We start from the raw sequence: 18,084 nt of genomic DNA on the forward strand, positions 1-18,084 counted from the left end.
TCGGGCTGAGCCAGCAACTAATCTCGTAATCAAAATAAATATCAGCTAAAACAACTAAGATGAGAAAGTAACGTAGAATTTAAAGCCGATATTTATGTCATCACATTGTTAAATATAGATCACAATTTTGATACCGCAGGCAAATACGGTCAAAAAATAGGCAAAATGAGGAAAAAGTGCGGGATTTAAGAACATTCCGTAAGGGATTAATAAGGCAGGGAAAGTCGCAGGGCACGGCATAAGCCGCACCCTGGAAGGTCGATTAGTGTTCGCGAGTTTTACGGAACGTCACGTCCGGATAACGTTCCTGGGTGAGGTTCAGGTTAACCATGGTCGGGGCGATATAGGTCAGGTTATCGCCGCCATCCAGCGCCAGCTGAATTTCGTTTTTACGCTTAAACTCTTCGAATTTCTTCACGTCTGAGCATTCTACCCAGCGCGCGGTCGCCACGTTGACCGATTCGTAGATCGCTTCAACGTTGTATTCGCTTTTCAGGCGGGAAACGACGACGTCAAACTGCAGCACACCAACGGCACCGACGATCAGGTCGTTGTTGGCAATTGGACGGAAGACCTGCACCGCACCTTCTTCAGACAGCTGTACCAGCCCTTTCAGCAGCTGTTTTTGCTTCAACGGATCTTTCAGGCGAATACGACGGAACAATTCCGGCGCGAAGTTCGGAATACCGGTGAACTTCATCATCTCACCCTGGGTAAAGGTGTCGCCAATCTGAATAGTGCCGTGGTTGTGCAGACCGAGGATATCGCCCGGGTAGGCTTCTTCCACGTGAGAGCGGTCACCCGCCATAAAGGTCAGCGCATCAGAGATCACCACGTCTTTACCAATACGTACCTGACGCATTTTCATGCCTTTCTCGTACTTACCGGAAACCACACGCATGAACGCCACGCGGTCGCGGTGTTTCGGGTCCATATTGGCCTGAATTTTAAACACAAAACCGGTGAATTTCTCTTCAGATGCCTCAACGATGCGGGTGTCGGTTTTGCGCGGCATAGGCGCAGGCGCCCACTCCACCAAACCGTCAAGCATATGGTCAACGCCGAAGTTACCTAACGCGGTTCCGAAGAACACCGGAGTGATTTCACCGGCGAGGAACAATTCCTGGTCGAACTCGTTAGACGCGCCCTGCACCAGTTCCAGCTCGTCACGCAGCTGCTGCGCCAGATCTTCACCGACGGCGGCATCCAGCTCCGGATTATTCAGGCCTTTAACAATACGGACTTCCTGAATAGTGTGACCTTTACCGGTCTGGTACAGATAAGTTTCGTCTTTATACAGGTGGTAAACACCTTTGAACAATTTACCGCAGCCAATCGGCCAGGTAATTGGCGCGCAGCCAATTTTCAGTTCGTTTTCGACTTCATCCAGCAGCTCCATCGGATCGCGGATATCACGGTCGAGTTTGTTCATGAACGTCAGGATCGGCGTATCGCGCAGACGCGTTACTTCCATCAGCTTACGGGTACGGTCTTCTACACCTTTCGCGGCGTCGATAACCATCAGGCAGCAGTCCACCGCCGTCAGCGTACGGTAGGTATCTTCCGAGAAGTCTTCGTGCCCTGGGGTATCCAGCAGGTTTACCAGGCAGTCATGATACGGAAATTGCATCACAGAGGTGGTAATAGAGATACCACGCTGCTTTTCCATCTCCATCCAGTCTGATTTCGCGTGCTGGTTAGAGCCGCGGCCTTTAACGGTACCGGCGGTCTGGATTGCCTGTCCGAATAACAGCACCTTTTCGGTGATCGTCGTTTTACCGGCATCCGGGTGAGAAATAATGGCAAAGGTGCGGCGTTTGGCCACCTCTTGCAAATAAGGAGACAACGTCATAGTTCAATCTTCTTGAGTAAGCGCGGCTCTACGTCACGCATGTTGAATACGAAAAATTGCGGCTATTTTACCCATCAATGGGGGGGAGGCAATCAGTGTTTACACAGGAGTTGTTCCAGTTCGCTTAATGAAGCCACGGTCCAGGTCGGTTGAATGCCCACCAGCTGTTCGCGTTGGTGCGCATTTAGCCAGCAGGTTGATAGCCCGGAATTGATGCCACCCAGAATATCGGACTCCGCCGTGTCACCCACCATCAGCACGCGGGAGCGTTCGGGATTGCCCGCCTGCTCCAGCGCATAATCAAAAATACGCGGGTCGGGTTTTGCTACACCAATCTGCTCAGAAATAACCATCAGGTCAAAATAATCGCGCAGACCGGTGCGCTCAAGACGGATTTGCTGCAACGCGGTAAACCCGTTGGTAATAATACCGATTTTCGTTTTGCCACGAATCGTATTCAGCAGCGACACCGCACCTGGCAACGGAGAGCAGATTTCTGCCATCGCATTAATAAACGCATCATTGAGCGACCCAGGCGGCACGTTCAGACGCTCAGCCCAGCTCAGGAAACGGGCATGCTGCAGTTGTAATGAGGTGATCGCACCGTTTTGATAATCCACCCACAGCGGTTTATTCACGGCCTGGTAGTCCTGAAAATCCTCAGCGGTAAAGGTAATGCTGTAGTCAAGAAACATCCGCTGTAGGCCGGTAAACGCGTCAAATGTGAACAGCGTTTCGTCGGCATCAAAGAAAATCCAGTCCCACTTCTTCATCATTACACCTTGTCTTACATACTGATTGGCAATGCCATAATAATGGCGTCTTCGTGGCCGTCGGCTGTCGGGTAGTAATTGCGGCGGATCGTCGCCTCGTTAAAGCCCAGGCTTTCGTACAGCGCAATCGCCGCAGCGTTCGAGGCGCGCACTTCTAACCACAGCGTCAGAATGCCGCGTTTTTCCAGCTCGTCGATCAGGTACTCCAGTAGCTCACGTCCCAGTCCCCGTCGCTGAAAATCAGGATCGACGGCAATGTTGAACAGCGTGGCTTCATCCAGCACGACCTGCGTTATCGCAAAGGCGGCCATCGTTCCATCAACGGTTAACTGATAGTTGAGATAGCGATCGCCCTGGTTGCTGGCAAATGTTTTTTCGCTCCATGGAAAAGCATGGGCGCGTTTTTCAATCTGAAATGCTGCGGGTAAATCAGTCGGATTGAGGGAAGAAATCGTGTTCATATGCGCAGATTTGTTGCCATAAAGCGGCGCGTGCCGCTGGGTTTTCCCGTAATTCATTAAACGCAGGACTGGTGACCTGAGCGCCATCCAGTTGCAGAGGCTCTTCGGTTCCCAGCCGCCAGCTATTACAGCGACTGCCTTGCGGCAGCATGGCGACACGGTCTGGCGTCAGTTGTAAAACCTGATCCGCACTGACGGTCAATGCGCGTAAAATATCGTTCATCAACGGTTCGGTTAATGCGGGTAGCTCCGCCGCGACCATCACCAGACGGACGTGCGCAGGAATGGAAATCGCGATCTCCCCTTGCAGTGCGCCAGGACGGCGCAGCGACCACTGCGTAATGCCCAGTTGCTGTAACTGCCAGTCTCGTCGGGATGTCATAGCGAAACACTCCTGTCTATCAGGGGCGCAAATATAGCAAATCTGTCGAATCTACGCCAACAAACAACGATACACGACATCCCGCAGGCCGCCTTGATTCAGCTTGACTGATTTTGTGTATATAATCGCAACCTGTATAAATTGAGGAGCATTCCATGTCTGCTTTTACCCCGGCAAGTGAAGTCTTGCTGCGCCACAGTGATGATTTCGAACAAAGCCGTATTCTGTTTGCCGGTGATTTGCAGGATGACCTGCCTGCCCACTTCGAAAGTGCCGCCAACCGCGCACATACCCAACAACTCCACCACTGGCAGGTGTTAAACCGCCAGATGGGCGATAACGTACGCTTTAGCCTCGTAGCCCAGGCCGAAGACGTTGCGGACAGCGATACGCTGATCTATTACTGGCCGAAGAATAAGCCGGAAGCCCAGTTCCAACTGATGAACATTCTGTCGCTGCTGCCAGTCGGCACCGATATTTTTGTCGTTGGCGAGAACCGCAGCGGTGTACGCAGCGCGGAGCAGATGCTGGCCGAATTCGCGCCACTGAATAAAATCGACAGCGCACGCCGCTGTGGTCTCTATCACGGTCGCCTGGAAAAACAGCCGGTCTTTGATGCCGAAAAATACTGGGACGAGTACAGCGTCGACAACCTGACCATCAAAACGCTGCCGGGCGTGTTCAGCCGTGACGGCCTGGATGTCGGCAGCCAACTGCTGCTCTCAACCCTGACGCCGCACACCAAAGGTAAAGTGCTGGATGTCGGTTGCGGGGCGGGTGTTCTCTCCGTAGCCTTAGCCAGTCATTCACCAAAAGTGCGACTGACCCTGTGTGATGTCAGTGCATCCGCGGTTGAAGCCAGCCGAGCTACGCTTGCGGCAAACGGAATTGAAGGCGATGTCTTCGCCAGCAACGTTTTTTCTGACGTGACCGGTCGCTTTGACATGATCATCTCCAACCCGCCGTTCCACGACGGGATGCAAACCAGCCTCGATGCCGCACAAACCCTGATTCGCGGCGCAGTGCGTCATCTGAACAGCGGCGGTGAACTGCGTATTGTGGCCAACGCCTTCCTGCCGTACCCGAAAATTCTGGATGAGATGTTTGGCTTCCATGAAGTCATCGCCCAGACCGGTCGTTTTAAGGTGTATCGCACGGTAATGACCCGCCAGGCAAAGAAAGCCTAACGGAAATCACTCACGGCCATGTACGTGGCCGTTTTTGCGCCAATCAACCCAGACCGCGCAATTAGCTATTGACGAAAAGTTGAAAACCACTAGAATGCGCCTCCGTGGTAACGATACTTTTTGAGTGTCGATGGTATGCGAAGGTGGCGGAATTGGTAGACGCGCTAGCTTCAGGTGTTAGTGTCCTTTCGGACGTGGGGGTTCAAGTCCCCCCCCTCGCACCATAATCCACGTTTGATATTGCTCGCACTGGGCGAAGGTGGCGGAATTGGTAGACGCGCTAGCTTCAGGTGTTAGTGTCCTTAGGATGTGGGGGTTCGAGTCCCCCCCCTCGCACCAACGAGGCGATATCAAAAAAAAGTAAGATGACTGTGCGAAGGTGGCGGAATTGGTAGACGCGCTAGCTTCAGGTGTTAGTGTCCTTAGGATGTGGGGGTTCGAGTCCCCCCCCTCGCACCAATTATCTTATTTTCCTCTCGATTATCTTCCTTGCTTTGTTCATCCCTGATTCCAGTTCATCATCATCAGAACCACACCGGCGATCACTGCTGCGCATGAAGGCAGTAAAACAAAATGCCGTAAACGCTTGTGGTACAGCATCAGTGAAGTTAACAGTAATCCTAATACAATCATCGCTTTCCATGCGTGAACTGACAGGTCAGTAAAAGCCAGACCCGCAATGAATATCCCCGGCAGCAGCACACCCCATCCACTGCCCAGCGCACGTTGCAACATGGTTTCACCTATGACATTGATAATGATAACCAATATCATATGATATATTTTCTCATTTGTCAGCGGGGAGGTACTATCAATTATATGAGTTTTACTTAACGATTGATGACATGAATAATTTAAGGTGATAAATTGCTCGCCGGTTAGCTTTTCAACTAAAAACAATAAAGACCCCGGCTAATGATACCTCGTTCGTTATTTGTTTTATTTACCAACACACCTTCGTATATAGCAGATAAATAACAACATTTACCTATGACAGTACAATCCTGGCGAACGCTACGCACCAAAAAATATCAACTCTCTTTACGACTGTTTCTGCTGCTCAACGCAGTCTCCGCACTGTTTACACTCTTTTTTCCACTTTTTGCCGTTAAAGCGTTATCAGAACCGGCGTTGACGATACTCGTGATGAGTACACTGTTGCTGGCATGGCATGGGAAATATGCGGATAAACGAATTAATCTTCCTTTTATTTCACTCGCTTTTGGCTTGTTGTGGGCATTACATATTTCCTTGAAATATAACGCACTAGGTCATAATGATTATTCTTTTCTATTGATAGCGCTGCTCAGCGTACTGTTTATTGGATCAATTGCTTTTGCCAATAATATCATCGCCTTTACCTTCCATTCACTCCCCTCCGTTGCCGTCTGCTTGTGGCTGAACGGCAGCGAACATGGACTGCGCGTGATCTATTTTATGGCGCTGCCGATGGCCGGGATCGCCATTCAGCACGTGATACAAAAGCGCTATGACGGTTTTGCTCAGCAACTGATGTACAAGCTACTGGAAGAACGGGAAACGCTAAACGGTCTCAGTATGCTCGACCCGTTAACCGGGTTGTATAATCGCCGGGGACTGCAACACCGACTCGATACGCTGCTGGCCCTGAGCAACGCGAAGCATTACGTGCTGCTGCTGGATATCGACCATTTCAAAGCCTATAACGACCATTACGGGCATATGATGGGTGACCAGGCGCTGATCCGTGTTTCCGCCGCCATTCGGGATTCCGTACGCTCACGAGATGTGGTGGCACGCTTTGGCGGCGAGGAATTTATGGTTTTACTGACAGCAGTCGATCCGCAGCAGGCACAGGCCGCCGCCGAGCGTATTCGCCAGAAAGTCTACGATCTTAAAATTCCCCACATGTTTAACGAAAACGTGGCCACCAACGTGACCGTCAGCATCGGCATTGCGCCGTTGGTGGATCAGGATATTGATGCCGCAATAAGCAAAGCGGATAAAGCCCTTTACGAAGCCAAAAATCAGGGACGCAATAACACGCTAGTCAGCGATGAACTGCGGATAAACTAACCCCTGCCTACGCTATCCGTGCGCTGCCTCCCGACACCACGACAAAGATCTTGCCATCGCCAGCCCTCGTCTATAGGATTAGCAATCATTATCATTTAGATTAACATCCTTATATAGCTATGGCTTATCGTTCCGCACCGATCGTTGAAATCGTTGAAGATGTCATCTGGCGCAGCCACCTCCCTACGGAGATGCCGTCGCTGGCCGATTCAGTGCGTGCAACCATTGCTCAAACCCGTGAGCACCTACTGGACTTCATTCGTCTCGATGAAACACCGCCACAAGGTGCCATGACGCTGCATGAATGGGCCCAACCCGCCACGCTGCGTTCACTCCTGGCAGTTTATTCCGATCATATCTATCGCAATCAGCCCACGTTAACTCGTGAAAACAAACCGCTGATTTCACTCTGGGCACAGTGGTATATCGGCCTGATGATGCCCCCGCTGATGGTGGCGCTGCTGACGCAAAAAGACGCCATTGATGTTGCACCCGAACATATGCACGTCGAGTTTCACGAAACGGGTCGTGCAGCCTGCTTCTGGATAGACGTTCACCCCGACAGGCAGATCACCGCCTGCTCACCACAACAGCGGATGGAAACACTGATTCTTTCTGCACTGACGCCGGTTGTCCGGGCGCTGGAAGCAACGGGAGAGATTAACGGCAAGCTTATCTGGAGCAATACCGGATACTTAATTCACTGGTATTTGACAGAGATGAAGCCGCTGCTGGGTGATGAACTACTGGCAGCGTTGCGCCAGGCCTGCTTCTTTGAGAAACAACTCACCTGTGGCGAAGATAATCCACTCTGGCGCACCGTGGTGCCACGTGACGGGCTGTTAGTCCGCAGAACCTGCTGCCAGCGCTACCGTCTGCCAGACGTCCAGCAATGCGGCGACTGTACGCTGAAATAAGCGAGAATCCTCCCCCTCGCCGCTCGTCTTAAACGTCCTGCTGATGTTGCTTTGTTGTAACAATAAAATATTTACAGCCACGCTTCCCCTGTGACAAATTACGCCATGCGGTTTTCTGCCGTGCAGAACTGCGCGTACGCTATCGGGAGAGAAGAATGAGTTTGCAATCAGTACGGCAATTTTTGGCGGAACATGCCCCGGATATTGAAATCATTGAACTGGACCAGAGCACGGCCACCGTCGATCTGGCAGCGAAAGCCCACAATGTCGAACCCGGACAGATCGCTAAAACGCTTTCTCTAAAGGTAAAAAATGACATTATCCTGGTCGTCGCCAAAGGCGATGCCCGTCTGGATAATAAGAAGCTAAAAGGTACGTTTGGCGCGAAAGCCCGCATGCTGAGTAGTGATGAAGTGGTCAACGCAACGGGACATCCGGTTGGGGGCGTCTGCCCTTTTGGACTGGAGACCCCCATTTCAGTCTACTGTGATATCTCCCTGAAGCATTACGCTGAAGTCCTACCCGCAGCTGGAGCCACGCACAGCGCAGTGCGTATCACGCCAGACAGAATGGCTGAACTGACTTCTGCTACTTGGGTTGATGTCTGTCAGTAACGAATACCCACCCAGGTGCCGGAGAGTGAATCCGGCACACGCGTAATCGCCCCGTTACGAAACCGCATGGAGAAAAGGCGCTGGCTCCCCGGCACGCAGGTACAGCAGAATATCAGCGGCATCCAGGAGTCCGGCGTCAGAATTCACACCCAGTTTAGACATCACGTTAAATTTATGCGCCCGAATGGTTTTAATGTTCCGTTCAAGCTGAATGGCGATCTGCGGCATCGAGTATCCATTCGACATAAAACGCAGTATTTCGCGCTCAGTAGGGCTTAACATACGGTTTTGGTTAACAAACCAGTGATTTTTTGTCCCTTCGACTCCCCGTTTGGCGCAATTCAAGGCTGCGAGTAGCCCTTCCTGTAATACATCCAATGATGATGCTTTGCTGATGACCCCATCCAGCGGCAACGGGGAAAGCGAGCTAATTAATCGCACTTCAGCATCATCATCAGCGATCACCACGCGCCGGATACGCGGGTAATTGACCGCCAGTTCCGTCAGGTAGACCAGCCCTGCGCGGCGATCCGCTCTTAACGCTGAAAGTGAAAAAATGACCGCAGAAAAAGACGTTTTTAACATTTCCTGGCTAAAGGTCGGCTGATTAGAAAACTGATAAAGATGGTATGGGCTATCTGGCATGGTATTAAATAAACTCTTAATACCTACACGACTCATTGCGCACTTTTCTACCAGTGCGACATTGCTTTTGTTATTTCTGCTTTCCATTCCGTGGTCTCTCCATAAACTGAAGGTAAGTTCAGCTCTCGTGCTCCTTGAGAACTGTTTATCCATGCATACATTTCTGCATTGCTATGGATTGATAAACGACGCATCGCGCTATTTTTTTGCGCGCTAATTGTTTTATTACTTTTCTTTAGTAACATCGCAATCTGGTTAATTCCCCAACCTTTTCCGAGTAGCCGTAACACTTTTCTTTCAGAAAGGGTGAGCACAATTGACCGAGCGCTGTGATCCTGTAATTCAGGGATAATTGGCGGAGAGAGCAGCACCTTACTGATTCTCTCGGCCCGGGTATTTCCCGAATGAATAACATTCACCAGACTCTCAATGGGTTCCGCATCAGATAAGAGTGAGCTGACAGGACACATGAGCAACTCAACAGCCAGAGGATAAAACAGGCGTGAAACGAGAAAAACCCAGTGGATATCGCGATATTGAGACAGTAAAGAATAGTATTGATCGCAGATTGCACGCGGATTACTACAGTCCCTGGTTAAGTCGGCTATCACCAGGTCAGAGCAGCGCAACTGCAGCAAAGTTAGTTCTTCTACGGAGCGACAATACGTCAGTTCATAATCAGAGAACTGCCCTTGCATCACCCCTTTAAGCCCAGTTTGTATGATTGGTAATTTACTAATGATAATTGCGTTCTTGCAGCGTCCTGGCAACATAAATCCTCCATATTCACCTGTCCGCAATCTTGTTCACCTGAAATTCTTTCATAAATAAAAAAACAATAAGACAGCAGGTAAAAAAGATAGACAGTATGAATTGTTTATCCTTGGTTTTTATTTTAAATATATGAAAAAGTGATGACACTACAATCCTAATAGCATCACACTATAAAACCATCCTGACATAATCACTTAGAGGAACATTAATTGTACAATTAAAATATCTACATTAATTTATTAGCGCTACTTACGTAATTGCTGCACACAGGAATAACCGCACCAGGGAAGTTAACCCTATAGCATAGAAAAGAGAGCCGTACATCGGCAAAACTCACCGCTCTGCCTCTTTTTTCAACACAAAGATTGATCTTAGCCAGAGCCAGCGGGATCATGCTTCATGATAAAAAGAAGACAGTCGTTATCCAGAGTGCATCTTTTCAGTCAGAGCGAGCCATGCAAACAGAGCAGTCGTCACAGCGAACGGTTACACGGTTATGTATACAATGCGGACTATTTTTATTGCAACACGGAGCGGAAAGCGCGCTGGTTGACGAACTCTCTACCCGCCTCGGCCTGGCGCTTGGTATGGATAGCGTAGAAAGCGCCATCTCCTCTAATGCTATCGTCCTGACCACCATTAAAGACGGACAATGCCTGACATCGACCCGAAAAAATCAGGATCGCGGCATCAATATGCACGTCGTAACCGAAGTTCAGCACATCGTCATTTTGGCCGAGCATAAGCTGCTGGACGGCAAAGGCGTGGAGAAACGCTTTAGTCAGATTAAACCGCTGCGCTACCCTCGATGGCTGGTTTCATTGATGGTCGGCCTGTCCTGCGCCTGCTTTTGTAAGTTGAACAATGGCGGATGGGATGGGGCGGTTATTACCTTTTTTGCCAGCATGATTGCCATGTATATCCGCCAGATTCTGGCCTCCCGGCATTTGCATCCGCAAATTAACTTTTGCGTCACCGCTTTTGTCGCCACCACCATTTCCGGTCTGCTGCTGACGTTGCCGACGTTTAATCACACGCCGACGGTTGCCATGGCGGCCAGCGTGCTGCTGCTGGTTCCAGGTTTCCCATTGATTAACGCGGTCGCAGATATGTTTAAAGGGCACATAAATACCGGGCTGGCGCGCTGGGCCATTGCCAGCCTGCTCACGCTAGCAACCTGCGTTGGTGTAGTGATGTCGATGACTCTGTGGGGGTTACGCGGATGGGTGTAATTGATTTCATTTTTGCCCTGCTGCAGGACATGATCCTGTCTGCAATTCCGGCTGTCGGATTCGCCATGGTCTTTAACGTACCGCATCGGGCGCTCCCCTGGTGTGCCCTGCTCGGCGCGCTTGGGCACGGTTCACGCATGGTGATGATGACCGCGGGGCTCAATATCGAATGGTCAACCTTTATGGCATCATTACTGATTGGCTGCATCGGGATCCAATGGTCACGCTGGTATCTGGCGCACCCGAAAGTCTTTACCGTCGCGGCAGTAATCCCCATGTTTCCGGGGATCTCTGCATACACGGCGATGATCTCTGCGGTAAAAATCGGTCATTTCGGTTACAGCGAAGAGCTGATGATTACCCTGCTGACTAACTTCCTGAAAGCCTCGTCCATCGTGGGGGCTCTGTCCATCGGGCTTTCCGTACCGGGATTATGGCTGTATCGCAAACGCCCGCGCGTGTGACGGTGCACCTGCTTAATACCATAGCGGATGGGGAATCACCCTCATCCTGCTGCTCTCCTTCTTCTCTGTGTTACTATAAAAGCAGTCCCCTTCTCGGTTGTTGTTCAGTATTGAGAAACATTATGCCCTGTAAAATTTTGACTCCGGACGTCGTCGGTATTGACGCCTTATTACACGATCACCAGGCCGTGCTGGCAAAGTCAGCAGGTGGCGCAGTGGCCGTTTTCGCCAATAATGCGCCCGCGTTTTATGCCGTAACCCCTGCGCGTCTGGCCGAACTACTGGCGCTCGAAGAGAAGCTGTCACGTCCGGGAAGCGATATCACGCTGGATGCGCAATTTTACGAAGAGCCGCAAGCGGCACCTGTTGCCGTACCGATGGGGAAATTTCCGATGTACGCTGACTGGCAGCCCGATGCTGACTTTCAGCGACAGGCCGCGCTATGGGGCATCGCGCTCAGAGAACCGGTCACCGCCGAAGAGCTGGCCGCGTTTGTGGCCTACTGGCAGGCAGAGGGCAAGATCTTTCACCATGTTCAGTGGCAGCAAAAACTCGCGCGTAGCGTACAAATTGGCCGGGCCAGCAATGGCGGAATGCCCAAACGTGATGTTAACAGTGTCAGCGAACCTGACAGTCATATTCCACCGGGTTTTAGAGGATAACGATGAAAAACGTTGGCGACCTGATGAAACGTCTGCAAAAAATGATGCCGCCCAATGTCGAGCCCGCATTCAAAACGGGCGAGGAACTGCTGGCGTGGCAAAAGGAACAAGGTGAAATTCATGCCGCGGCGCTGGCGCGCGAGAACCGGGCCATGAAAATGCAGCGCACGTTTAACCGCTCCGGTATCCGTCCGCTGCACCAGAACTGCTCGTTTGAGAACTATCGGGTCGAGTGCGAAGGACAAATGAATGCCCTGAGCAAAGCCCGTCAGTACGTCGAAGAGTTTGATGGCAATATCGCCAGCTTTATCTTCTCCGGCAAACCTGGCACCGGAAAAAACCATTTGGCTGCCGCTATCTGCAACGAACTGCTGCTGCGCGGCAAGTCAGTGCTGATCATTACCGTGGCAGACATTATGTCGGCAATGAAAGAGACGTTCAGCAATCGTGAAACCAGCGAAGAACAGCTGCTCAACGATCTCAGCAACGTAGATCTGCTGGTGATCGACGAGATCGGCATGCAGACCGAATCGCGCTATGAAAAAGTGATCATCAACCAGATCGTCGATCGCCGCTCTTCCTCCAAGCGACCGACCGGCATGCTGACAAACAGCAATATAGATGAAATGAACAAACTGCTGGGTGAGCGCGTGATGGATCGTATGCGGCTCGGCAATAGCCTGTGGGTGATTTTTAACTGGGAAAGTTATCGCAGCCGAGTGACAGGCAAAGAGTATTGAGACCATTCCTAACATCAGCAGCGCTATACTGCGCTGAAAAGGCATAACACGAGTTACCTATAATGATAATGATGAAAGCAACAAAACGATTTCTGTGCTGTGCGGTTGCCGCCAGCACGCTGATCTCCACCAGCGTTTTCGCCGCCTCCTGGCAGGATTCACTCTCCAGCGCGGCTGGCGAACTGAGTAAGCAAACCTCTGGCTCTCAGAGCAGCAGCTCACTTTCTTCCCTGACCAGCCTGCTCGGCAGTAATCAGTCGCTCACGTCCAGCAGTATGAACAACGCAGCCGGGATTCTGGAATATTGTGCGAAACAGAAACTGGCTTCGGTCACCGATACCGAAAACGTCAAAAATCAGGTGCTGGATAAACTAGGCCTGGGCGCAACGGAGCAGAAAAAAGACACCAACTATCTGGACGGCATTCAGGGCATGCTCAATGCCAAAGATGGTCAACAGCTAAATCTGGATACGATTGGTAACAGCTCGCTGGCAAAGCAAGTCAAAACCAAGGCCTGCGATCTGGTGTTAAAACAGGGTATGAACTTCATTTCCTGATGCACAAATGCCGCGCACGGTTTTTCACAGCCTGCGCGGTATCAATTTATGTCCCGCAAACATTCCTCAAAATAATCAGTAATCCCCTTCAACACCCTGCATATCTAAACCAATTCTGAATAACAACGTAATTAAATGTCACTACAATTGCAGCAATGTAACAACGCTATTACATTGTACTTTCCAGAAATGATTAGCCTGCCAGGTATTTACCCGGCTTACTGAGGATCGTCCGTTGTCTGAATTATTCTCCATCACTCTGTTTCTCGCGTCGGTGTTGATTTACGCCTGGAAAGCGGGTCGCAACACCTGGTGGTTTGCCGCCACGTTAACGGTGCTGGGGATTTTTATTGTCCTGAATATCACGCTGTATGCCAGCGACTATTTCACCGGCGACGGCATCAACGATGCAGTTCTGTACACGTTGACCAACAGTCTGACCGGCGCGGGCCTTGGCAAATATGTTCTGCCAGGCATTGGGATTGCACTGGCGCTGGCCACCGTGTTTGGCGCGCTGGGTTGGGTGCTTCGCCGTCGTCGCCACCATCCTCATCACGTGGGTTACAGCCTGCTGGCTCTGCTACTGGCGCTGGCGTCGGTGGATGCCAGCCCGGCGTTTCATCAGATAACCGAACTGGTGAAATCCCAGTCGCGCGATGGCGACCCGGATTTTGCGGCGTATTACAAAGAGCCGTCAAAAACCATTCCCAACCCGAAGCTGAACCTGGTATATATCTACGGCGAAAGCCTGGAACGCACCTATTTTAACAATGATGCATTCCCGGATCTGACCCCGGAGCTCGGGGCATTAAAAAACGAAGGGATGGATTTCAGCAATACTATGCAGCTGCCGGGAACGGATTACACCATCGCCGGCATGGTCGCTTCACAGTGCGGCATTCCGCTGTTTGCCCCGTTTGAAGGTAACGCCTCGGCATCAGTTTCCAGCTTCTTCCCAAACAATATTTGCCTGGGCGACATCCTGAAGAACTCCGGCTATCAAAACGTCTTTGTACAGGGCGCAAATCTGCGCTTTGCCGGGAAAGACGTGTTCCTGAAATCCCATGGTTTTGATCATCTGTACGGCGCTGAAGAGTTAAAAGGCGTAGTAGCGGACCCGGCCTATCGTAATGACTGGGGCTTTTACGACGATACCGTCCTTGATGAAGCGTGGAAAAAATTCGAAGAGCTTTCACAGTCTGGTCAACGTTTTTCACTGTTTACCCTGACGGTCGATACTCATCACCCGGATGGATTTATTTCGCGCACCTGCAACCGCAAACGCTATGACATCGATGGCAAAGCCAATCAGTCATTTAGCGCAGTCAGCTGTAGTCAGGAAAACATTGCCGCGTTTATTAAGAAGATCAAAGCGTCACCGTGGTTTAAAGATACCGTTATTGTAGTGTCCTCCGATCATCTGGCGATGAACAACACCGCCTGGAAATACCTGAACAAGCAGGATCGCAACAACCTGTTCTTCGTGCTACGCGGCGACAAGCCGCAGCAGGATACGCTGGCGGTGAAACGCAACACGATGGATAACGGCGCGACCGTCCTGGATATTCTCGGCGGCGATAACTTTATCGGTCTAGGACGCAGTAGCTTGTCGAGCGAGTCGGTGTCAGAAGTATTCCTGAACATCAAAGAGAAAATGCTGGCCTGGAAGCCCGATATTATTCGCCTGTGGAATTTCCCCAAAGAGATGAAAGCATTCACCGTCGACACGGACAAAAGCATGATCGCGTTCTCCGGCAGTCACTTCCGCCTGCCGCTGCTGCTGCGCGTGTCGGAGCAACGCGTTGAGCCACTGCCGGAAAGTGAATACTCTGCCCCGCTGCGCTTCCAGCTGGCGGATTTCGCCCCGCGCGATAACTTTGTCTGGATAGACCGCTGCTACAAAATGGCCCAACTGTGGGCACCGGAACTGGCGCTCTCCACCGACTGGTGTGTATCACAAGGGCAACTGGGCGGGCAGCAAATTGTACAACACGTCGATAAAGCCAAATGGCAAGGTAAAACCGCGTTTAAAGACACGGTGATCGACATGGAGCGCTACAAAGGTAACGTCGATACGCTGAAAATTGTCGATAACGATATTCGCTACAAGGCCGACAGCTTCGTCTTTAACGTGGCCGGCGCGCCAGAAGAGGTGAAACAATTTAGCGGGATTTCGCGCCCCGAATCCTGGGGACGCTGGTCCAACGCACAGCTGAGTGACGAGGTAAAGATCGAATACAACGCCCCGTTACCGAAGAAATTCGATCTGGTGATCACTGCCAAAGCGTTCGGTGACAACGCCAATCGTCCCATCCTGGTACGCATCGGCAACGAGGAACAAACGCTGGTGTTAAGCCATGACGTCAGCACCACCACGCTGCATTTTGATAACCCAGCAGACGCCGACACGCTGGTCATTACCCCACCCGATCCCGTCGCTACCAACGAGGGCAACATTCTGGGCCACTCTCCGCGTAAGCTGGGGATCGGAATGGTTGAAATCAAAATCGTGGACCTGCAAGGATAAAAAAAGCAGCGCCCAACACACCTCCGGGCGCTGCATGGCAACCTTATCAGAAGGTGATCACGCCCTTAATCAGTTCACGGTTGTTGATCACATCCCGCTCGTAGATCTCTGCAAGCGTGGCAAACGCGTAACGGTGAGTCAGCATCATGTCCGCCGTCAGCTTACCTTCCGACATCAGGCGACCGACTTTGGCAAAGTCTTCCGGCGTGGCGTTGCGACTGCCCATCATGGTGGTTTCTTTCTTGTGGAATTCTGGGTCAGAAAACTGCAAATCACCTTTGAACAGCCCAACAAACACAATGCTGCCGCCGTGACGAATCAAATTCACCGTGTTGTTCATTGCATGCTGATTCCCCGTCGCATCAATCACTTTTTGCGCCAGAGAACCGTCAAACTGCGCGCGTAGCTGCGCGTCAAAATCCTCAGCAGAGGGATCGATAACCGGTAATCCTAAGCGGGAGACTACATGCTCCCGCCTGGCAGGGCTGGTATCCGCCACCACCACCTGTGCACCATCGGCTTTGGCAATCGCCGCTGCGCCAAGACCAATCGGCCCCGCTCCCACCACCAGCACCTGCTCGCCAGGCACCACGGCAGCCCGACGCACAGCATGCGCACTGATGGCATACGGTTCGATCAGCGCCGCCGCCTGCGGATCAATGCCCTGCGCATCCAGCAAGTTGGTCTCCGGCACGGACAGGTATTCGCTGAAGCCCCCATCCTGGTGCACGCCAATCACCGAAATCTTCTCGCAGCAGTTGGTGCGCCCGCTCTGGCACGCCGGGCACTGTTGGCACGCAACGTAAGGAATAACCGCAACCTGCTGGCCTATTTCCAGATTTTGTATATTCCGCCCCAGACTGACAACTTCCCCACATATTTCATGGCCTAATACGCGTGGATAGCTGAAAAAAGGTTGATTGCCACCCCATGCATGAATATCGGTCCCACAAATCCCGACAGACTTTATTTTTATTAATGCTTCGCCATTACCCGGAATAGGTATATCACGTTCTTTCCAGACTAATTTTTTGGGTTCCTGGCAAATCAGTGTATTCATCGTAGACATGATTCTGCTCTCCTGTTTTTTTGTTGCCTCAGATATCGATGAAAATAAAAATACTGGCGCAAGCAGAAACATAATCTGTGAAACCCAACGCATAAAAATGTTTTAAATCGGGTTTTAATAGGTAAAAAGGAGACGCCATGAGCCGTTCACAGAATCTACGCCACAATGTGATTAACCAGATAATTGATGATATGGCGCGGGGTCATATTCCTTCCCCACTTCCTTCGCAAAGCGCGCTGGCAGAGATGTACAACATCAGCCGCACCACCGTGCGCCATATGCTGGGCCATTTAGCTGAATGCGGTGTGCTGACTCAGGTGGGTAGCCACTACGTAATCGTACGCAAACCGGATCATGACGACGGTTTTGATTGCACTACGGCCTCCATGGCTGAGCAAAATCGTATTTTTGAACAGGCCTTTTTCACTATGATTAACCAGCGCCAGTTGCGCGCAGGCGAAACGTTCTCCGAGCTGCAGCTTGCCAGAGCAGCGGGCGTCAGCCCGGTCGTTGTGCGGGAATACCTTTTAAAATTCGAACGTTACAACCTGATTAAAAACGAAAAACGCGGTCAGTGGAGCATGAAGCAGTTCGACCAGGCCTATGCCGAACAACTGTTCGAACTGCGCGAAATGCTGGAAACGCATTCTTTGCAACATTTCCTGAATCTGCCCGACAACGACCCGCGCTGGCTACAGGCCAAAACGCTGCTCGAGCGCCACCGGATGCTGCGCGACAGCATTGGCAGTAGCTTTCGTATGTTCTCGCAGTTAGACCGCGAGTTCCACGCCCTGCTGCTTTCCGCTGCTGATAATATTTTTTTCAATCAGTCACTTGAGATAATTTCTGTGATTTTCCACTTCCACTATCAGTGGGACGAAAGCGACCTCAAGCAGCGCAACATCATTGCCATCGATGAGCATATGACCATTCTCAGCGCGCTGATCTGCCGCAGCGACCTGGATGCCACCCTGGCACTCTGTAACCATTTGAATTCAGCCAAACAATCGATGATTCGCTCTATCAATCAAACCAGTGACAGCACCCATTAAGAACGGATAAAAAACAGCAAACCACTACCGGGAGCACGATTTTATAAAAATAAAAACGCCAGAAAAAACCTCTTGCCTATGCTCACGCTAAGTCGACTGCATTAAAAAAATTTCGTGAGCG

General features: G+C 51.2%; 19 protein-coding genes and 3 tRNA genes. 14 read left to right on the top strand and 8 right to left on the bottom strand.

The window, feature by feature from the left end:
* Positions 1–262: 262 nt before the first annotated feature.
* From prfC to AC3ITF_RS19165, 4 genes are all read right to left on the bottom strand, one after another.
* Complete coding sequence (gene prfC / locus AC3ITF_RS19150) at positions 263–1,852, bottom strand: peptide chain release factor 3 (RefSeq protein ID WP_115259529.1); 1,590 nt, start codon at positions 1,850–1,852, stop codon at positions 263–265.
* Between the two features lie 92 nt (positions 1,853–1,944).
* Positions 1,945–2,625, bottom strand: coding sequence for a pyrimidine 5'-nucleotidase (yjjG, locus tag AC3ITF_RS19155; RefSeq protein WP_489176457.1), 681 nt, complete (start codon positions 2,623–2,625; stop codon positions 1,945–1,947).
* A 14-nt stretch (positions 2,626–2,639) separates the two neighbouring features.
* Positions 2,640–3,086, bottom strand: coding sequence for a ribosomal protein S18-alanine N-acetyltransferase (rimI, locus tag AC3ITF_RS19160; RefSeq protein WP_096758411.1), 447 nt, complete (start codon positions 3,084–3,086; stop codon positions 2,640–2,642).
* Positions 3,055–3,468, bottom strand: a complete 414-nt coding sequence (locus tag AC3ITF_RS19165; protein WP_137399159.1) for a DNA polymerase III subunit psi — start codon at positions 3,466–3,468, stop codon at positions 3,055–3,057. The genes rimI and AC3ITF_RS19165 overlap by 32 nt, the downstream gene beginning before the upstream one ends.
* A gap of 155 nt (positions 3,469–3,623) precedes the next feature.
* Between AC3ITF_RS19165 and rsmC the strand changes: the two genes are divergently transcribed.
* The 4 genes from rsmC to AC3ITF_RS19185 all read left to right on the top strand — a co-directional run bounded on the left by rsmC (position 3,624) and on the right by AC3ITF_RS19185 (position 5,114).
* Positions 3,624–4,655 (top strand): 16S rRNA (guanine(1207)-N(2))-methyltransferase RsmC, encoded by a 1,032-nt coding sequence (gene rsmC / locus AC3ITF_RS19170; RefSeq protein WP_115259530.1) that lies wholly within the window; start codon positions 3,624–3,626, stop codon positions 4,653–4,655.
* A gap of 137 nt (positions 4,656–4,792) precedes the next feature.
* Positions 4,793–4,879, top strand: a tRNA-Leu gene (locus tag AC3ITF_RS19175).
* 29 nt (positions 4,880–4,908) lie between these two features.
* Positions 4,909–4,994 (top strand) — tRNA-Leu (locus AC3ITF_RS19180).
* A 34-nt stretch (positions 4,995–5,028) separates the two neighbouring features.
* A tRNA-Leu gene (locus AC3ITF_RS19185) sits at positions 5,029–5,114 on the top strand.
* A 39-nt stretch (positions 5,115–5,153) separates the two neighbouring features.
* Here the strand turns inward: AC3ITF_RS19185 and AC3ITF_RS19190 are convergent.
* Positions 5,154–5,429 carry a DUF1435 domain-containing protein gene (locus AC3ITF_RS19190; protein WP_096758414.1) on the bottom strand — a complete coding sequence of 92 codons (276 nt, stop codon included), beginning with the start codon at positions 5,427–5,429 and terminating at the stop codon, positions 5,154–5,156.
* A gap of 216 nt (positions 5,430–5,645) precedes the next feature.
* Here AC3ITF_RS19190 and AC3ITF_RS19195 point away from each other — a divergent pair, with 216 nt between their 5' ends.
* From AC3ITF_RS19195 to AC3ITF_RS19205, 3 genes are all read left to right on the top strand, one after another.
* Positions 5,646–6,710, top strand: coding sequence for a GGDEF domain-containing protein (locus tag AC3ITF_RS19195; protein ID WP_115259532.1), 1,065 nt, complete (start codon positions 5,646–5,648; stop codon positions 6,708–6,710).
* Positions 6,711–6,829: 119 nt separating this feature from the next.
* On the top strand, positions 6,830–7,627 hold the full coding sequence (fhuF, locus tag AC3ITF_RS19200; protein WP_489175935.1) for a siderophore-iron reductase FhuF: 798 nt from the start codon (positions 6,830–6,832) through the stop codon (positions 7,625–7,627).
* 155 nt (positions 7,628–7,782) lie between these two features.
* Positions 7,783–8,241 carry a YbaK/EbsC family protein gene (locus AC3ITF_RS19205; protein ID WP_115259534.1) on the top strand — a complete coding sequence of 153 codons (459 nt, stop codon included), beginning with the start codon at positions 7,783–7,785 and terminating at the stop codon, positions 8,239–8,241.
* A gap of 54 nt (positions 8,242–8,295) precedes the next feature.
* Here the strand turns inward: AC3ITF_RS19205 and bglJ are convergent, their stop codons facing one another.
* Complete coding sequence (gene bglJ / locus AC3ITF_RS19210; RefSeq protein WP_174360736.1) at positions 8,296–8,973, bottom strand: DNA-binding transcriptional activator BglJ; 678 nt, start codon at positions 8,971–8,973, stop codon at positions 8,296–8,298.
* On the bottom strand, positions 8,934–9,659 hold the full coding sequence (locus tag AC3ITF_RS19215) for a helix-turn-helix transcriptional regulator (protein ID WP_117342363.1): 726 nt from the start codon (positions 9,657–9,659) through the stop codon (positions 8,934–8,936). Before AC3ITF_RS19215 ends, bglJ begins: the two co-directional genes overlap by 40 nt.
* Positions 9,660–10,115: 456 nt before the next feature.
* Here AC3ITF_RS19215 and AC3ITF_RS19220 point away from each other — a divergent pair, with 456 nt between their 5' ends.
* The 6 genes from AC3ITF_RS19220 (at position 10,116) to opgB (ending at position 15,842) form a co-directional block, all read left to right on the top strand.
* On the top strand, positions 10,116–10,892 hold the full coding sequence (locus AC3ITF_RS19220; protein WP_138140550.1) for a threonine/serine exporter family protein: 777 nt from the start codon (positions 10,116–10,118) through the stop codon (positions 10,890–10,892).
* Positions 10,883–11,356, top strand: coding sequence for a threonine/serine exporter (locus AC3ITF_RS19225; RefSeq protein ID WP_096758421.1), 474 nt, complete (start codon positions 10,883–10,885; stop codon positions 11,354–11,356). The genes AC3ITF_RS19220 and AC3ITF_RS19225 overlap by 10 nt, the downstream gene beginning before the upstream one ends.
* A 122-nt stretch (positions 11,357–11,478) precedes the next feature.
* Entirely contained in the window at positions 11,479–12,018 is a 540-nt protein-coding gene (dnaT, locus tag AC3ITF_RS19230; RefSeq protein WP_096758422.1) for a primosomal protein DnaT, read from the top strand.
* A gap of 2 nt (positions 12,019–12,020) precedes the next feature.
* On the top strand, positions 12,021–12,758 hold the full coding sequence (gene dnaC, locus AC3ITF_RS19235; protein WP_096758423.1) for a replicative helicase loader DnaC: 738 nt from the start codon (positions 12,021–12,023) through the stop codon (positions 12,756–12,758).
* Between the two features lie 68 nt (positions 12,759–12,826).
* Positions 12,827–13,315: a YjjA family protein gene (locus AC3ITF_RS19240; RefSeq protein ID WP_115259538.1), complete on the top strand. Its 489-nt coding sequence runs from the start codon at positions 12,827–12,829 to the stop codon at positions 13,313–13,315.
* Positions 13,316–13,550: 235 nt separating this feature from the next.
* Entirely contained in the window at positions 13,551–15,842 is a 2,292-nt protein-coding gene (gene opgB / locus AC3ITF_RS19245) for a phosphatidylglycerol--membrane-oligosaccharide glycerophosphotransferase (protein WP_135912628.1), read from the top strand.
* Positions 15,843–15,888: 46 nt separating this feature from the next.
* Here the strand turns inward: opgB and AC3ITF_RS19250 are convergent, their stop codons facing one another.
* Positions 15,889–16,911 carry a zinc-binding alcohol dehydrogenase family protein gene (locus tag AC3ITF_RS19250; protein ID WP_096758426.1) on the bottom strand — a complete coding sequence of 341 codons (1,023 nt, stop codon included), beginning with the start codon at positions 16,909–16,911 and terminating at the stop codon, positions 15,889–15,891.
* 137 nt (positions 16,912–17,048) lie between these two features.
* Here AC3ITF_RS19250 and AC3ITF_RS19255 point away from each other — a divergent pair, with 137 nt between their 5' ends.
* Complete coding sequence (locus AC3ITF_RS19255) at positions 17,049–17,963, top strand: GntR family transcriptional regulator (RefSeq protein ID WP_096758427.1); 915 nt, start codon at positions 17,049–17,051, stop codon at positions 17,961–17,963.
* Positions 17,964–18,084 lie beyond the last annotated feature (121 nt).

This window comes from Citrobacter sp. KH_055_1 (assembly GCF_057838705.1).

Bases quoted from the DNA above. Each gene is read 5' to 3' on its own strand.
- rsmC (WP_115259530.1), top strand. From the start codon at position 3,624: ATGTCTGCTTTTACCCCGGCAAGTGAAGTCTTGCTGCGCCACAGTGAT.
- prfC (WP_115259529.1), bottom strand. From the start codon at position 1,852: ATGACGTTGTCTCCTTATTTGCAAGAGGTGGCCAAACGCCGCACCTTT.
- AC3ITF_RS19240 (WP_115259538.1), top strand. From the start codon at position 12,827: ATGATGAAAGCAACAAAACGATTTCTGTGCTGTGCGGTTGCCGCCAGC.
- AC3ITF_RS19220 (WP_138140550.1), top strand. From the start codon at position 10,116: ATGCAAACAGAGCAGTCGTCACAGCGAACGGTTACACGGTTATGTATA.
- AC3ITF_RS19205 (WP_115259534.1), top strand. From the start codon at position 7,783: ATGAGTTTGCAATCAGTACGGCAATTTTTGGCGGAACATGCCCCGGAT.
- AC3ITF_RS19165 (WP_137399159.1), bottom strand. From the start codon at position 3,468: ATGACATCCCGACGAGACTGGCAGTTACAGCAACTGGGCATTACGCAG.
- fhuF (WP_489175935.1), top strand. From the start codon at position 6,830: ATGGCTTATCGTTCCGCACCGATCGTTGAAATCGTTGAAGATGTCATC.
- AC3ITF_RS19215 (WP_117342363.1), bottom strand. From the start codon at position 9,659: ATGTTGCCAGGACGCTGCAAGAACGCAATTATCATTAGTAAATTACCA.
- AC3ITF_RS19250 (WP_096758426.1), bottom strand. From the start codon at position 16,911: ATGTCTACGATGAATACACTGATTTGCCAGGAACCCAAAAAATTAGTC.
- yjjG (WP_489176457.1), bottom strand. From the start codon at position 2,625: ATGAAGAAGTGGGACTGGATTTTCTTTGATGCCGACGAAACGCTGTTC.
- bglJ (WP_174360736.1), bottom strand. From the start codon at position 8,973: ATGGAAAGCAGAAATAACAAAAGCAATGTCGCACTGGTAGAAAAGTGC.
- AC3ITF_RS19190 (WP_096758414.1), bottom strand. From the start codon at position 5,429: ATGATATTGGTTATCATTATCAATGTCATAGGTGAAACCATGTTGCAA.
- dnaC (WP_096758423.1), top strand. From the start codon at position 12,021: ATGAAAAACGTTGGCGACCTGATGAAACGTCTGCAAAAAATGATGCCG.
- AC3ITF_RS19255 (WP_096758427.1), top strand. From the start codon at position 17,049: ATGAGCCGTTCACAGAATCTACGCCACAATGTGATTAACCAGATAATT.
- AC3ITF_RS19225 (WP_096758421.1), top strand. From the start codon at position 10,883: ATGGGTGTAATTGATTTCATTTTTGCCCTGCTGCAGGACATGATCCTG.
- AC3ITF_RS19195 (WP_115259532.1), top strand. From the start codon at position 5,646: ATGACAGTACAATCCTGGCGAACGCTACGCACCAAAAAATATCAACTC.
- dnaT (WP_096758422.1), top strand. From the start codon at position 11,479: ATGCCCTGTAAAATTTTGACTCCGGACGTCGTCGGTATTGACGCCTTA.
- rimI (WP_096758411.1), bottom strand. From the start codon at position 3,086: ATGAACACGATTTCTTCCCTCAATCCGACTGATTTACCCGCAGCATTT.